The organism is Alcaligenes faecalis (genome assembly GCF_041521385.1).
GTDB classification, from domain to species: Bacteria; Pseudomonadota; Gammaproteobacteria; order Burkholderiales; family Burkholderiaceae_B; genus Alcaligenes; species Alcaligenes faecalis_E.
The window spans coordinates 1,605,756-1,620,301 of the sequence record NZ_CP168006.1 but is presented as its reverse complement, the minus strand read 5'-3'; the positions used below and the strand labels follow the sequence as shown (position 1 = coordinate 1,620,301).

The 14,546-nt window shown below is 56.2% G+C and carries 11 protein-coding genes; 4 read left to right on the top strand and 7 right to left on the bottom strand.

The window, feature by feature from the left end; translation table 11 throughout:
- Positions 1–55 precede the first annotated feature (55 nt).
- Complete coding sequence (locus ACDI13_RS07295) at positions 56–604, top strand: YaeQ family protein (protein ID WP_316990509.1); 549 nt, start codon at positions 56–58, stop codon at positions 602–604.
- A gap of 325 nt (positions 605–929) precedes the next feature.
- Here ACDI13_RS07295 and gltX read toward each other — a convergent pair whose 3' ends face one another.
- The 5 genes from gltX to ACDI13_RS07270 form a co-directional block, all read right to left on the bottom strand.
- On the bottom strand, positions 930–2,339 hold the full coding sequence (gltX, locus tag ACDI13_RS07290) for a glutamate--tRNA ligase (RefSeq protein WP_316990508.1): 1,410 nt from the start codon (positions 2,337–2,339) through the stop codon (positions 930–932).
- A 103-nt stretch (positions 2,340–2,442) separates the two neighbouring features.
- The gene (locus ACDI13_RS07285) at positions 2,443–3,084 is read right to left on the bottom strand and encodes a response regulator (protein ID WP_316990507.1); all 642 of its coding nucleotides are present in this window, start codon (positions 3,082–3,084) and stop codon (positions 2,443–2,445) included.
- Positions 3,081–4,160 carry an ATP-binding protein gene (locus ACDI13_RS07280; RefSeq protein WP_316990506.1) on the bottom strand — a complete coding sequence of 360 codons (1,080 nt, stop codon included), beginning with the start codon at positions 4,158–4,160 and terminating at the stop codon, positions 3,081–3,083. The genes ACDI13_RS07285 and ACDI13_RS07280 overlap by 4 nt, the downstream gene beginning before the upstream one ends.
- Before the next feature lie 130 nt (positions 4,161–4,290).
- The gene (gene mgtA / locus ACDI13_RS07275; RefSeq protein ID WP_372372953.1) at positions 4,291–6,993 is read right to left on the bottom strand and encodes a magnesium-translocating P-type ATPase; all 2,703 of its coding nucleotides are present in this window, start codon (positions 6,991–6,993) and stop codon (positions 4,291–4,293) included.
- A gap of 122 nt (positions 6,994–7,115) precedes the next feature.
- Positions 7,116–7,250 carry a hypothetical protein gene (locus tag ACDI13_RS07270; RefSeq protein WP_316990505.1) on the bottom strand — a complete coding sequence of 45 codons (135 nt, stop codon included), beginning with the start codon at positions 7,248–7,250 and terminating at the stop codon, positions 7,116–7,118.
- 392 nt (positions 7,251–7,642) lie between these two features.
- Here ACDI13_RS07270 and ACDI13_RS07265 point away from each other — a divergent pair, with 392 nt between their 5' ends.
- Entirely contained in the window at positions 7,643–10,114 is a 2,472-nt protein-coding gene (locus tag ACDI13_RS07265; protein ID WP_316990504.1) for a GNAT family N-acetyltransferase, read from the top strand.
- A 104-nt stretch (positions 10,115–10,218) separates the two neighbouring features.
- On the opposite strand, the gene ACDI13_RS07260 is transcribed toward ACDI13_RS07265, so the two are convergent.
- Together ACDI13_RS07260 and yjgA are read right to left on the bottom strand one after the other, a co-directional pair.
- Positions 10,219–10,887 carry a dienelactone hydrolase family protein gene (locus ACDI13_RS07260; RefSeq protein WP_316990503.1) on the bottom strand — a complete coding sequence of 223 codons (669 nt, stop codon included), beginning with the start codon at positions 10,885–10,887 and terminating at the stop codon, positions 10,219–10,221.
- Entirely contained in the window at positions 10,884–11,438 is a 555-nt protein-coding gene (gene yjgA / locus ACDI13_RS07255) for a ribosome biogenesis factor YjgA (protein ID WP_123050224.1), read from the bottom strand. The genes ACDI13_RS07260 and yjgA overlap by 4 nt, the downstream gene beginning before the upstream one ends.
- Before the next feature lie 67 nt (positions 11,439–11,505).
- Between yjgA and pmbA the strand changes: the two genes are divergently transcribed.
- Both pmbA and ACDI13_RS07245 read left to right on the top strand, forming a co-directional pair.
- On the top strand, positions 11,506–12,873 hold the full coding sequence (gene pmbA, locus ACDI13_RS07250; protein ID WP_316991161.1) for a metalloprotease PmbA: 1,368 nt from the start codon (positions 11,506–11,508) through the stop codon (positions 12,871–12,873).
- A gap of 283 nt (positions 12,874–13,156) precedes the next feature.
- Entirely contained in the window at positions 13,157–14,260 is a 1,104-nt protein-coding gene (locus ACDI13_RS07245; RefSeq protein WP_316991160.1) for a TRAP transporter substrate-binding protein, read from the top strand.
- The last annotated feature ends 286 nt before the right edge of the window (positions 14,261–14,546 follow it).

Genomic DNA, 14,546 nt, shown 5'->3' with positions numbered 1-14,546 from the left:
CCTGGCCGTCCTGGGGGCGGCCAGTTTTTTGTCTGTTTCTTTTGCTGGACGCTCCATGGCTCTGCGCGCAACGATTTATAAAGCTGAACTTAATGTGGCCGATAACGACCGGGCCTACTACGGCAGTCATACACTGACGCTGGCCCGTCACCCCTCCGAGACCGAAGAGCGTCTGATGGTGCGTTTGCTGGCTTACGGTTTGTATGCGCAAGCGGAGGAAGCCCTGAGCTTCTCGCGTGGTTTAAGCGACTCGGACGAGCCTGCTCTGTGGGAACATGATCTGGGCGGCAATTTGCTGCATTGGCTGGAAGTGGGCTTGCCGGACGATAGACGTCTGATCAAGGCCAGTGGCCGTGCTGACAAGGTGACGGTGCTGGCCTATGGCCGCAACGTATCCGTCTGGTGGAGTGGTATCAAGGACAAGATCAGCCGCGCTCGCAATATACAGGTCTATGCGCTGGATGCTGCTGGTACCGACGCTTTAGCCGCCCTGGCCGAGCGTGGTATGACCATCAATCTGAATGTTCAGGACGGTACGGTCTGGGCCAGTAGCGATAAAGGCGAAGCTACTATCGAAGTCAGCCACCTGAACGCGCCTGTTTGATCACTTTCAATGAATCTGTGATGAGAAAGTCGGTGTAGAGGGCATAACGCCACTGGTTTTACTGCGTGGATAAGACGGCCATGGAGTATTGGCTCGTCACGCTCTGGGCCGAATGCTTTTATTTATGTCGCTACGACAGGATTGAACAGTTGTAGAAGGACATTGGCCAGTTCATTGGTTGTTACAAATATTAACGCATCGGATTCAAGCTAAAAGGCCTGAATCCGGCGCAGTACCGGGTTCAGGCCTTTGGGCATTAATATATCTCGTCCAGCGATGGGGCTTAGTCCCTCTCAGAGGCCCTTTTAATTCGCGACGGAGATTTTTACAAACCCGCCAGACGCCCCAACACCTTGTCGCGTCCAACCAAAGCCAGCACTGCATCTACCGCAGGTGTCTGCTTCTGTCCCGTCACAGCTACACGCAAAGGAATCGCCAGCTTAGGCATCTTGACCTCATGATCCGCTAGAACCTGCTTGATCAAAGCAGCCAGATTCTCCGTATTCCACTGCGGCAAGCTGATTGCCTTGCTGGCAAAATCACGCAGCAAAACACGTGCTTCCGGCGTCAACACCTCGGCCATCAGCTCATCGCTGGCAGGCTCGAAAGGACGGCAGAACAGCAGCGCACCTTCAGCCAGTTGATTCAAGGTCTCGGCGCGGTCTTTCAACAAACCCATGATACCGGGCAAATCCTGACCATCCGTTTTGCCACCCAAAGCCTCAATACGAGGCGCCACACGCTCGGCCAGATCTGTATTGTCGCTGGCCTTGATGTAGTGGGCATTGACCCAGTTCAGTTTCTTGGGATCCCACTGCGAAGCGGACTTGCTCAGGCTGCGCGTATCAAACCATTCCACCAACTGCTCGCGAGTGAACAACTCGTCATCACCGTGGCTCCAGCCCAAACGGGCCAGGTAATTGACCATGGCTTCAGGCAGGTAACCATCCTTGTCGTAATCCATGATGCTGACTGCCCCATGACGTTTGGACAACTTCTCGCCATCCGGGCCCAGAATCATGGGCACATGGCCGTACTCGGGCAAAGTCGCGCCCAAGGCCTGCAAAATCACAATTTGACGTGGCGTGTTGTTCACGTGATCGTCGCCGCGAATCACATGCGTGATTGCCATGTCCCAATCATCTACCACCACGCAGAAGTTGTACGTAGGCGTGCCGTCCGGGCGGGCAATGACCAGATCGTCTAGCTCGCTGTTATCAAAGCTGATGCGGCCCTTGACCATATCGTCCCAACTGGTTGCGCCGGACTGCGGGCTCTTGAAACGAACCACAGGCTTGCGGTCGGCCGGGATGGCAGGCAATTGCTTGCCTGCTTCAGGACGCCAGGTGCCGTCATAACGAGGCTTCAAACCCTGAACACGCGCCTTTTCGCGCATGGCCTCCACTTCCTCGGGGCTGCTGTAGCAGTAATAGGCATGGCCGTCTTTCAGCAACTGGGCGATGACCTCGCGGTAACGATCCATGCGCTGCATCTGGTAGAACGGACCTTCATCCGCATCCAGGCCCAACCATTGCATACCATCCAGAATGCCTTGCACCGCTTCCGGTGTGGAACGCTCCAGATCCGTATCCTCAATGCGCAGCACGAATGTACCTTGATGATGGCGGGCAAAAGCCCAAGAGAACAGTGCGGTGCGCGCACCGCCCAAGTGTAGATAACCCGTGGGCGAGGGGGCAAAACGGGTACGGATGACGTTGGAAGTAGACGTGCTCATAACTTGTGTGTGGCCTTGACCTTGGGAAGCCCGCATACGGGACCGAATCTGCGCATTTTAACCCAGCGCGTCAACTAAGAAAGAACCGCGGGGCAGAAGTGTCCTAATGGCCTGTTTCCGTATTGAGCAGATCGAACTGACGCACCAGTTCCGCCAGTGAAGCGGCTTGCATTTTCTGCATCACGCGGGCACGCCGTACTTTTACTGTGACTTCTTTCACATCCAGTTCAGCCGCGATCTGCTTGTTCAGCAGGCCTTGTACCACCCGCTCGAACACATCACGCTCACCCGCGTTCAGGCTGTCCCAGCGTTGCTGCAAGCTCATCCGGGCTCTGGCTTCCTGTTTGCGCTGCGCATCCGCAGCCAGAGCCGATTGCACGGCGTCAATCAGGGCCTGATCCCCGAAAGGTTTGGTTAGAAAATCCCAGGCCCCATGTTTGATGGCTTTGACTGCCATCTGAATATCGCCGTGACCGGTAATAAAGATGACCGGCATATGCAGCCCGCGCGAGTCCATCTGCAAATGAAAGTCCGTGCCGCTTTGCTCGGGCATGCGCACATCCAGCACCAGACAGGCGGGGACGTCAGATAAGGGGTGCGCCAAAAAATCCCGCGTAGAGGCAAAGCTCAGTGCGTTCAAGCCTACGCTGGCCAGCAAATCGTCCAGGGCAGCGCGAACGGAAGGGTCATCATCAATGATGTAGACGGTGGGCGTGTTCAGAGAGGAATCCAGATTTTCTGTCATGGGGCCAACGGTAAGGTGAAATGAAAGGCAGCACCGCCGTCAGCGGGTTCAGTAGCCCAGATATGGCCATTATTGGCATCAATAATGCTGCGGCTGATGGTCAAGCCCAGGCCCAGACCGCCTGCCTTGGTCGTCCAGAACGTATCAAACAAGTGGGATAGCTGCGTGCCCGACAAGCCGGGGCCGTTGTCCTTGATGGAAAACAGCACCGTGTTGGCCTGTGGTTTGTCGCTGGGCAGGACACGGGTTTCTATGGTGATATGAGCGGCATGATAGTCCGAGGTAGGTGACAGGGCTTCGATGGCATTGAGCAGCAAATTGGCCATGACTTGCTGAACTTGGACCCGGTCGGCAAAGACCTGGGGCAGATCGGACTGCAAGGCCAGGCGTAGATCAATATGCTGATGCTGCATCTGGCCACCGGACAGGCTGAGCAGTTCCGTCAAGGCCAGGTTCAGATCAAAAGCACTGCTGCTTGGTGCCTCGTTGCGGGTAATGCTGCGCACCCGATCCAGCACGTCTTTGGCGCGCTGGGCATCGTACACAATCCGTTGTGCGGCAGCCTGTGCCTTCTCGACATTGGGGGGGGAGGCTTGCAGCCAGCGCAGGCAGGCACCGGCGCTGCTGTTGATGGCCGCCAGGGGTTGACTGACCTCGTGGGCAATCGAGGTACTGAGCTGGCCCAGCGTGGTTACACGGGATAATCGCAGCAAATGTTCGCGTGTTTCATGTGCGGCCGCCTGCACGGATTTGAGCTTGAGTCCCAGATAGGTGGTGATGACGATGGCAACCAGGCTGATTCCGGTATTGACCAGCCCCACCTCGTAGTCGCCCGAACGGGTCAACAGAACGCTGACCACTGTCAGCACCATACTGAAGCTTGCCAGGGTAATGACTTGTCGGGCCGATAGAAAACGAATCGCGATCAGCAGCAGCGGAGTATGAAAGACGGCGGCGGCGATAGCGTAGTTGGTGATGGTATCGGCAATAAAGACCAGTGCCATCAAGATGCAAATGCCGGTCACGGCCAAGGCGCGGTAGGTTTTGCTCGACAAGACGCTAAAGGGTGGTTTCATGTCTTTCGTGTGGAGATCAGGTAGCAGGATCGTACTTTTTATGTCGCCATCATATACCTGGGTTTGTGTCTGACTGCGTATCAAGGCCTGGCCCCCCGAAAGGATTTCCGGAAGTCCAGGCCTGTCAGGTTTAGAACCATTGGCCAAAGCGGCGGATGTACCACATTTTCATACCCTGTGCGACCAGGCAGTACGCCAGCAAGGTGCCGGCCAGCCACGGGAAGTATTCCCAAGGCAGTGGCTGCAGGCCAACCATGGCTCCCACACCGGAAAAGGGCAGGTAAATGCCGACAGCGGCAATCAGGAAGGTCATCAGCATGACAGGCAAGGCCGCCGTACTCTGGATAAAGGGAATTTTTTGCGTACGCAGCATGTGAACAACCAGTGTCTGCGAGAGCAAACCTTCAATAAACCAGCCGGACTGGAACAGCGATTGCAGTTCAGGCGTATTGGCGCCAAATACGTACCACATCAGGACAAAGGTAGTGATGTCGAAGATGGACGAGGTCGGGCCAATCCAGATCATGAAGCGGCCAATATTCTTGGCATCCCATTTACGCGGTTTGCGCAGAAAGTCCTTATCCATGCGGTCCCAGGGCAAAGCCAGTTGGGAGACATCGTAGAGCAGGTTCTGAATCAGCAAGTGAATGGCCAACATGGGCAGGAAGGGGATGAAGGCACTGGCTACCAGCACCGAGAACACATTGCCAAAGTTGGAGCTGGCCGTCATGTTCAAGTACTTGATGATATTGCCAAAGGTCTCGCGGCCTTTGATCACGCCTTTTTCCAGAACCAGCAGGTTCTTTTCCAGCAAGATGATGTCTGCCGATTCCTTGGCAATATCTGTGCCGCTATCCACCGAGATCCCCACATCGGCATCGCGCAGGGCGGGGGCGTCGTTGATGCCATCACCCAGAAAACCGACGGTGTGGCCATTGGCCTGCAATGCTTTCAGAACACGCGATTTTTGCAGGGGAGTGAGTTTGGCAAAAACGGAGTGACGCTCGACAGCGCAGCGCAGATCGGGGTCTTGCATCAGCTCGATTTCAGGTCCGAGCAAAGGTTTGCCGGGCGCCAGCCCCACTTCACGGCAGATCTTCGCGCTAATGATTTCGTTGTCACCGGTCAGCACTTTCACGGTTACACCGTGCTCGGTCAGGGCAGCAATGGCTTGGGCTGCACTTTCTTTAGGTGGGTCCAGAAAGGTTAGCAAGCCTTGTACGGTCATCTCGCGTTCGTCCTGGGCTTCGTAACGGTTTTTAGCCTGTTCAATGGGAATACGGCGAGTGGCAATTAGCAAGACACGGAAGCCGTCCGAGTTGTAGCGGTAGGCCATTTTCAGCAGACGGGCACGCTGCTCGGTATCCAGTGGCAGGCGCTGATCACCTTCTTGAACGTGGGTGGCAATGCTAAGCATTTCTTCCACCGCCCCTTTGCAGACCATGAGCTGTTCGCCCTGCGGATTTTGTACGACAACCGACAGGCGGCGGCGCACAAAGTCAAAAGGCAGTTCGTCTATCTTGCGGTAGGAGCCAATGGCTTGCAGGGCAGAGGGTGTTTTCTTTGCAAAGCGCAGCACCGCCTGATCCATCAGGTTTTTCACACCACTTTGGTGCAGGCTGTTGAGCAGGGCCAGTTCCAGAATGTGTGGGTTGTTGCGATCATCCAGACCCAGATGGTGTTCCAGAATAATGCGGTCTTGTGTCAGAGTGCCGGTCTTGTCGGTACACAGCACGTCCATGGCACCGAAGTTCTGGATCGCGTTCAGACGTTTGACCACCACCTTGTTCTTGGCCATGGCCACCGCGCCTTTGGCCAGGTTGGAGGACACAATCATGGGCAGCATTTCAGGGGTCAGGCCCACGGCAACGGCCAGGGCGAAGAGGAAGGCTTCGGTCCAGTCGCCTTTGGAAAAACCGTTGATCAGCAGCACGATAGGCACCATGACCAGCATGAAGCGAATCAGCAGCCAGCTAACACTGTTTACGCCCCGGTCAAACGAGGTCTCGGCGCGCGAACCGACAATGGCTTTGGCCAGCGAACCCAAATAGGTTTTGGCGCCGGTGGCCACAACTACAGCCGTGGCCGTACCGCTGACCACGTTGGTGCCCATAAAGCACATATTGTTCTGTTCCAGTACGCCGGCCTGGGAGCTGGATGCCGTGGCGCTCTTGCTGCTGACGGCGCTAAAGACATCATACTTTTCGACTGGCAGGGCTTCACCCGTTAGAGCCGCCTGGCTGACGAACAAGTCTCGGGACTTGATCAAGCGCAGGTCTGCCGGAATCATGTCGCCAGCCGACAGGCGCACAATATCGCCCGGCACGATCTGGCTCATGGGGATTTCGCGCATGACTGTGGCGCTGGACACGGTAGAGCGTCGTTGCACGCTGGCGGTGGTACGCACCATGGCTTTCAGGGCCTGGGCGGCTTTGCCGGAACGATATTCCTGCCAGAAACGCAGCAGGCCGCTCAAGGTGACCATAACCACGATAATCAGCACGCCGGTGTAGTCCACCTCTTCGCCCGAACGCATAGGCAAAATAATGTCAGTCACGGCGCTGACGGCGGCCAGTACCATCAGGACCGCAATAAAAGGGTTTTTAAAGGCCAGAGCCAATTGGATCAGGGCGTGGGCAGGCTGGTCCCGGGCGACCTCGTTAGGGCCGTATTCGGTCAGGCGGCTCAAGGCCTGGGCGTCGGTCAGGCCATGTAGATTGGCTTGCACAGCGGCCAGAGTCGTCTCCAGGCTAAGCCCGGTTTCGGTGGCCGTGCGCAGCTTGGCGTCGTGATCCATTGAACGCAGTGGCGGACGGTGTTGTTGAATGCTCATGTAATGCTCCTGGGGTACAGGCGTGACTGTGCCGTCCATCCCAAGAGATGGACGCAGCAGATCCTGCTGACCGGTTTGAGGGTCGGCAGACTACAGGTAAGAACTAGCGGATTTAGTAAGCGTCAGGCCGTGTTGATACGCCAGGCAATAGCGGGGCGGCGGTTGGGTGCAGCGCGCTCGTGAGGGCAATCTGTGGCAAGATGCGAGCCCGACAGATTCAGGATTCTGGTCGGTCTTGTATGAATAATGCGGTGCATGGTTGACTCCTGATTGTGCTGCGCAAGCCCTATCAGCAGACAACCGAGCGGATCAGGTGTGTCTGAGGGGCCTGTGCAGCCTGTTTCTTCGACTGTCGTCGTGGGACATAGTGTGTTGTTCCTGTCAGAGGAAACGAAAGCTCCTGCTTTCCGAACGAATGTTATTTTACGGCCTGCAAGCCGCTTTACGACTGGCTTTGAGCCGTTTTTCCCCCAGGCATTGGCGTATGGTTTCTATACGAAAGGATATGAACCGCCGGCTTCAGGGTAAAAACTGGCGGCATGATGCAAGACAGAGATAGCCAGTCCAGTCTCTTTTATTTGTAGACAGTTGTACTTAAGATGGGGGGATTCATTATTTTGGTGTGTGGTTTTCTTATGGCGGAACAATCATGGCAGCCCTAAGGCATCGTCTGACAGCATTGTTTGAGCCCCGTTCGGTGTTGGTCGTCTCGACCTTGCCGATGCCTTTGTTCAAGGAGGTGCCAACCCGATTGGCTGGACGGATCACGCAGGCCCGTATAACTGCCACGCAAGTGCAAGTGCCAGATCGTTTGGAAGGCTTGACGGATACACAGCGCCTGGACCTGGCGCTGGTTTGTATCGAGCCGGTGCGGTTGCCGCAGGCCCTGGATGCGATCCGGGTCCACAAACCTCGTGTAGTTCTGATCCTGCCCTCGAACCTGGCCTCCCGTGATCCCATGGAAGACATGGTGTATGCGCGCTCTTGGGCCCGTATCAATAATTGCCTAGTGCTGGGACCACGTGCCTTTGGAATGCAGCGCCCGCATCTGGGCATCAATTTAAGCCACGAGCCGCAAATGGCACTGGCAGGCCGTGTGGCTCTGGTGTCCCAGTCGCGCTCCATTACTTCGGCCTTGATGGACTGGGCCGAAGACGTCAGCCTGGGTTTTTCTGCGATTGTGTCGGTAGGGGATGAAGCCGTTATCGATGTGCCCGAGGTGCTGGAATATCTGGCCATGGACCCGCGCACGGACAGTATTGCGCTGTATCTGGAGCACACGCCCGCGTCTCGCCGTTTCACCAGTGCTTTACACGCGGTGGCGGCCGTCAAGCCTGTGGTGGTCTTGAAGGTAGGCGGCCAGCGTCAGCAGGGCGAGGCCCACGAGGCGGTATTCAATGCCTTGATGCGGCGCGTGGGGGCGGTGCGGATTCGTTATTTTGTGCAGTTGTTCTCGGCCCTGAAAGTGCTGGTCTACACCCGTCGTCCCAAAGGGCGGCGTATTGCCTTGTTTTCCAATGGGAACGGCGCGGCGCAGATGGCCCTGGATGTACTCGGTTCGGATGCGGCGGTGACGTGTCCGGAGCTGTCGCCCTCGACCCAGCGGGCGCTGGACAACCTGCTGGCCCCTGGCGATCAGGTTCAGAATCCAGTGGTGACCTATGTACCATTGACGCCCATGCGTATCGACTCGGTTATTTCCACCTTGTTGGACGATAAGGATATCGACGGGGTGCTGGTCTTGTTGACCCCGGACCCCTTGGCCGACATGCCGGCAGTATCGCGTGAGTTGGCCATGCTGTCGGCCAGTGCTCGCAAGCCCATCATTACCTGCTTGATTGGGGATGCGGATATGCGGCCCTTGCGTCATTTGCTCGATGGGGTGGGGACACCGGCTTTCCGTACTCCGGATACGGCTGCCAACGCCTTTGACCTGCTGGCCCGCTATCACTACAACCAGCACTTGTCACAGCAGACCTTGCCGCCTTTGCCGCTGGGCACCTTGCCAGAGGTAGAACCTGCCCGCGAACTGGTGCGCCAGATTCAAAGCGAGCGTCGCGAAGCCAGTGAGCAAGAGTGCCGTGATCTACTGCGCTACTTTCACGTGCCTGTTGTCGATTTGCGCGTAACACATGATCAGGGCGAACCTGATCCCGATGTCACGCCCATGGGGCTGCGTTTTGAAACCGATGACAAGCTGGGCCCTTACGCCGTCTTTGGTGGGGCCGATCACGCAGATTGGCTTTCTGCGTCCTATCCGGCGGTCGAGCTGCCACCGCTGAACCGATATCTGGCTCGTCAACTGGTGGAGCGTAGTCCTTTGTGGCGCAAGAGTTTGTCCTCGCAGTTGACGCCCTTGGTGCTGACGCAACTGTTGCAGGTGCTGGAGCGTCTGTCGGACTTGATGAGCGAGTTGCCCGGCGTGCGCCGTGTGGTGCTCGATCCCATCATGGCGGGCGACAATAGCCTGTACATCAAGAGTATTTCGATCTCCTTGAGCAAGCAGTCCATGCTGGTGCTGCCTGAGACAGCGGGTTATCGCCATATGGCGATTCACCCTTATCCGCGCAACATGATTGAACGGCGTCAGTTCAAGGACGGACAACGCTGGACCTTGCGGCCGATACGTCCTGAGGACGCCGAGGCGCTGCAGACCTTCATGCGTGGCCTGTCGGATGAAAGCCGCTACATGCGCTTTGTGTCCATGCTGCGTGAACTGACTCCACGCATGCTGTCTCGCTATACCCGTATTGACTACGACCGGGAGTTGGCACTGATTGCCACCGTACGTTCGCCCAATCCCGATAACCGTAATCATCCGCGTGACGAGATTATCGGCTTTGCCCACTATCTTCGTAATGGCGATGGCCGGGGGGCGGAATATGCCTTGGTGATTGGGGATGCCTGGCAGAGGCGTGGTCTGGGAGTCATCTTGATGGAGGCGCTGATTCAGGCTGCTGCTGAACAAGGGTTGACCTATATCGATGGCTATGTGCTGGCTTCCAACTCGCCTATGCAAGCCTTGATGAAGCGTCTTGGGTTCCAGAACGATGCAGATCCGGAGGACCCCAGTATGCGGCGTGTCTGGCTGGATCTGGGTGAGACGCGTCGATCAGATTGATTTTTCGCTTGTTTTGGCCCATAAACAAACGCCACGGATATACAGTGGCGTTTTTCTTGCTATTTGGTGTGTCTACCAGCGATTGGCTCTGTCAGGCGCCACGCTTATTTCAGTACCTGCTTCAGAAAGAGACCGATTGCACTGATCTCTTCCGGGCAAACCGCGTGGGGCATGGGGTAGACATTCCATTGCACCTGATAGCCCATGGCCTCCAACTGCTGACGGCTGGCTTCGGCACGGGTCAGCGGCACAACGGGATCCATGTTGCCATGCGCCATGAAAATAGGCGTGTTCTGATTGGCCTGATGACGCTCGTTTTCTACCACTGCCGCCAAAGGTAGGTAACCGGACAGACAGAGCATGCCAGCCAGACGCTCGGGCAGGCGCAAGCCGGTTTGCAAGGTCATGGCACAACCTTGTGAGAAACCAGCCAGCACAATGTTTTCGGTAGGAATACCACGGGCATTTTCGCGCGCAATCAGGTTTTGCACCTCGATCTGTGATTTACGCAGTCCGCTTTCATCCTCGTGCCGTACCAGGTCAGCCACATAAATGTCGTACCAGGAACGCATGGCCATGCCGCCGTTAATGGTGACAGGCTGGATAGGGGCGTGCGGGAAAATGAAACGGATAGCGGGGGCGTTTTGCAGGCCTAGCTCTGGCACGATGGGGGCAAAGTCGTGGCCGTCTGCACCTAAACCATGCAGCCAGATAACAGCATGTTGGGGATTGGCACCGGTTTCAATTTCAATCGACTCAAGCAGCGGGTTCATGCGGACTCCGAAAGATCTACCAAGGTCTTGATGTACTGGTACAGGGCGCGGTAGTGTTTGCGCTGTGGGTCCTGGCCTTGTACCAGTGTGGCGTTTTTCTGGGCTTCTTTGCGTGCGGCACGAATCAGGGTGCGCAATTGCTGGATATCAGCGCCGGAAAATTCATTCATGAATTCGGTCAGGGCGTCGTCATCACGCAACAGCAGGTCGCGCAGAGCTTCCAGTCTGTGCATGGCACGGGTGTCTTCTTTGGAGCCGTTTTCCCAGACGTCCAGTTGTTTCAGGATCGGTTCGGGATCCACGTTGCGCATCAGCTTGCCCACATAGTGGATTTGACGGCGGCGTCCTTCGCGGGCCGTCGGGCTGATGCGCTTGGCATCCTTGATGGCGGCCATCAAGGACTCGCCCAGATCAAGTTGTTTGAGTCGGTCGTCCGAGAGCTCGATCAGGCGTTTGCCCAAGTCGAGCAGAGCGTGCATTTCGCGTTTTACCTGCGATTTGCTGGGGCGGTCGTAACCGTTTTCATCGATTTCAGTGCGTGGACGGGCCATAAGAAGTGAAATAGCAAAGATTGTCGCCAATTGGCTATGATAACCGCCTAACCCTCAAAGAGTAGCAATGAGTCATCCAACTATTTCCCAATTGTCGATCAGCGCCAATCAGTTCCATTTTTGCGAATTGGTAGATGAGGCACTGCGGCATGCCAAAAAACTGGGCGCCAGTGATGCTGCCGTCGATATTTCAGAAAACAAAGGTCTGGCCGTTTCGGTGCGTCAGATGGAACTGGAAACGGTAGAGCAGACGCAAGACCGCTCCTTGGGTGTGACCGTGTTTGCAGGCCAGCGCAGTGGCTCGGCCTCCACGTCGGACTTTTCGATCAAGGCGCTGCGTGAAACGGTGGAAGCCGCCTGGCATATTGCCCGCTATACCGCTGAAGATCCTTTTGCGGGTCTGCCTGAAAAAGACATGCTGGCCCAAAGCTATCCCGATCTGCATTTGCACCATCCCTGGCTGCTGGACGCGGATCAGGCCGCCAAGCTGGCGATCCGTGCCGAGCAAGCCGCGCTGGAGCGAAGCCCCCTGATCAGTAATTCCGAGGGCGCGTCGGTGGATACGCTGGAAGGGCACTTTGTGATGGGCAACAGCCGTGGCTTTTTGGGTGGCTATCCCTACAGCCGTCATTCGCTGAGTGTCAGCCCTATTGCCGGCAAGGGCGACAATATGCACCGCGATTATTGGTACAGCAGTTCGCGTGACCCTTCCCGTCTGGCCAGCGCCGAGTCGGTTGGTCGTTACGCGGCAGAGCGTACCTTGTCGCGCCTGTCGGCCCGTCGTATTCCGACTGGCCGCTATCCGGTTTTGTTTGAAGCTCCGCTGGCGGTAGGCTTGATTGGTTCCTTGGTACAGGCCACCAGTGGCTCTGCCCTGTATCGCAAAACCAGCTTCCTGCTGGATTCGCTGGGCAAGTCCGTCATGGCCAAACACATTGATGTGCTGGAGCGCCCACATCTGGCTGCTGCCATGGGCAGTGCGCCGTTTGACTCCGAAGGGGTGCGTACCTGCGACCGTGATGTGGTGCGTGGCGGCGAGCTGCAAGGTTATTTCCTGTCTTCTTACGCAGGTCGCAAGCTAGGCATGCCCTCCACGGGGAATGCTGGTGGTTCGCACAATTTGCTGCTGAGCTCGCGCCTGACCCGTCCCGAGGACGACCTGGACACCATGTTGAAGAAAATGGACCGTGGTTTGTTGGTTACCGAGCTGATTGGTCAGGGTATTAATTATCTGACCGGCGATTATTCGCGTGGCGCCTTTGGTTACTGGGTGGAAAACGGCCGTATTCAGCACGCGGTCGAGGAAGTGACCATTGCGGGCAATCTGGCGGAGATGTTTGCGCAGATTGTGGCCGTGGGTGCCGATATTTTTGCCGCCGGTTCCAAGCGCACGGGTTCCATCTTGATTGAACAGATGTCGGTGGCTGGTTCCTGATTTCTGCTGTCTGGAAAATTTGCTTGGCCCGCTATGCCTGGTCACAGGCAAGAGGGCGCTCAGAAATCAGATGATTACGGTCTGAGTTCGAACTTGCTTCCGACTCAGGCTGTTTTCCTTAGGGCGTCGTTCAGATGTTCCAGGTCAAAGGCCTGGCAAGATAGGGCTGGATTTGCGGGATAATCCGGGCTTTCACCGCCCCCCATTCGGGGCGCGCCAGTGTACTATCCATAGCATAAAAATATTTCCCCATTTTCGTCGAATACCCATAAGGAGGTTATTCATGCAGCGTCGCTCGTTTCTGAAAAAGGCAGGTCTTGGCGCCGTAGCCAGTACCGCCGCTGTTGCTGCCCCTGCTATTGCCCAAAGCAATCCCAAGATTAACTGGAAACTGACGTCGACTTACGGTCCCGCCACTCCGGCTCTGTTTTCGACTGCTCAGTCGTTTTGCAAGATGGTTGAGGAAGCCTCCGATGGCAACTTCAATATTCGTCTGTATCCTGCCGGTGAAATCGTTCCCGGTTTTGGTGTGATGGATGCGGTCAGCAATGGCACAGTCGAATGCGGCCAGACGGCCTCGTATTACTACTACGGCAAAGATCCTTCTTTCAGTTTTGATACGGCAGTGCCATTCGGTCTGAATGCCCGTCAGATGAATGCCTGGATGCAGGAAGGCAACGGCACCAAGCTGCTGCGCGAGTTGTTTGCCACCCGCAACATCGTCAACTTCGCGTTTGGTAACACCGGCACCCAGATGGGGGGGTGGTACCGCAAGGAAATCAACTCGCTGGAAGACCTGAAGGGTCTGAAAATGCGTACGGCCGGTTTCGCTGGTGAAGTGCTGGCCCGAATGGGCGTGGTTCCTCAGCAAGTGCCGCCAGGTGATATTTACCCATCGCTGGAAAAAGGCACGCTGGACGCCGTGGAGTTTGTCGGCCCAGTAGACGACGAAAAACTGGGCTTTCAGAAAGTGGCCAAGTACTACTATTACCCCGGTTGGTGGGAAGGTTCGGCCCAAGTGTCGCTGTACGTGAATGATGCCGCTTTCCAGGCACTGCCCAAGCAATACCAGTCCCTGATTGAAACGGCTTCGCGTGCAGCTGGTGAGCGCATGATTTGTCAGTATGATGCGCAAAGTCCGGCTGCATTGCGTCGTCTGATTGCCAGCGGTGCTGTACTGAAAGCCTTCCCGCGTGATGTGATGGACGAGGCTTTCAAGACCTCCAATATTTTGTACAAGGAATTCTGCGATAAGGATCCCATGTTCAAGAAGATTCACGACGACTACATGGGCTTTCGTGACGCGATTGTGCCTTGGTTCCGTGTCGCTGAAGGCTCCTACGACAACTACCTGGGTATCGCTCTGGCGAATCGTAAAAAAGGTTGATCCCAGTGCCTGGGGCCGGACAGAGCAATTTGTGCGGACTCGACAGGCCAGCCTTGTTAACCCCTGCTTGCCAGTTGGAAGCAGGGGTTTTTAATGCCCGCTCCTTCTATGAGAGATCGCTCGGATGTGGCAAAAAACCTGTGCTTTCGTACAAAACCCTAGTGTTATCCACTATTTATGTTATTATGTCGAGCTATTTGGCAGAAATGCACGGGCGGAATATAACGCCTTGGCAGGGTCAAATAGAGCTGCCCGACTTGAAAAAGCGGGTGGGTTGTATGGGCCA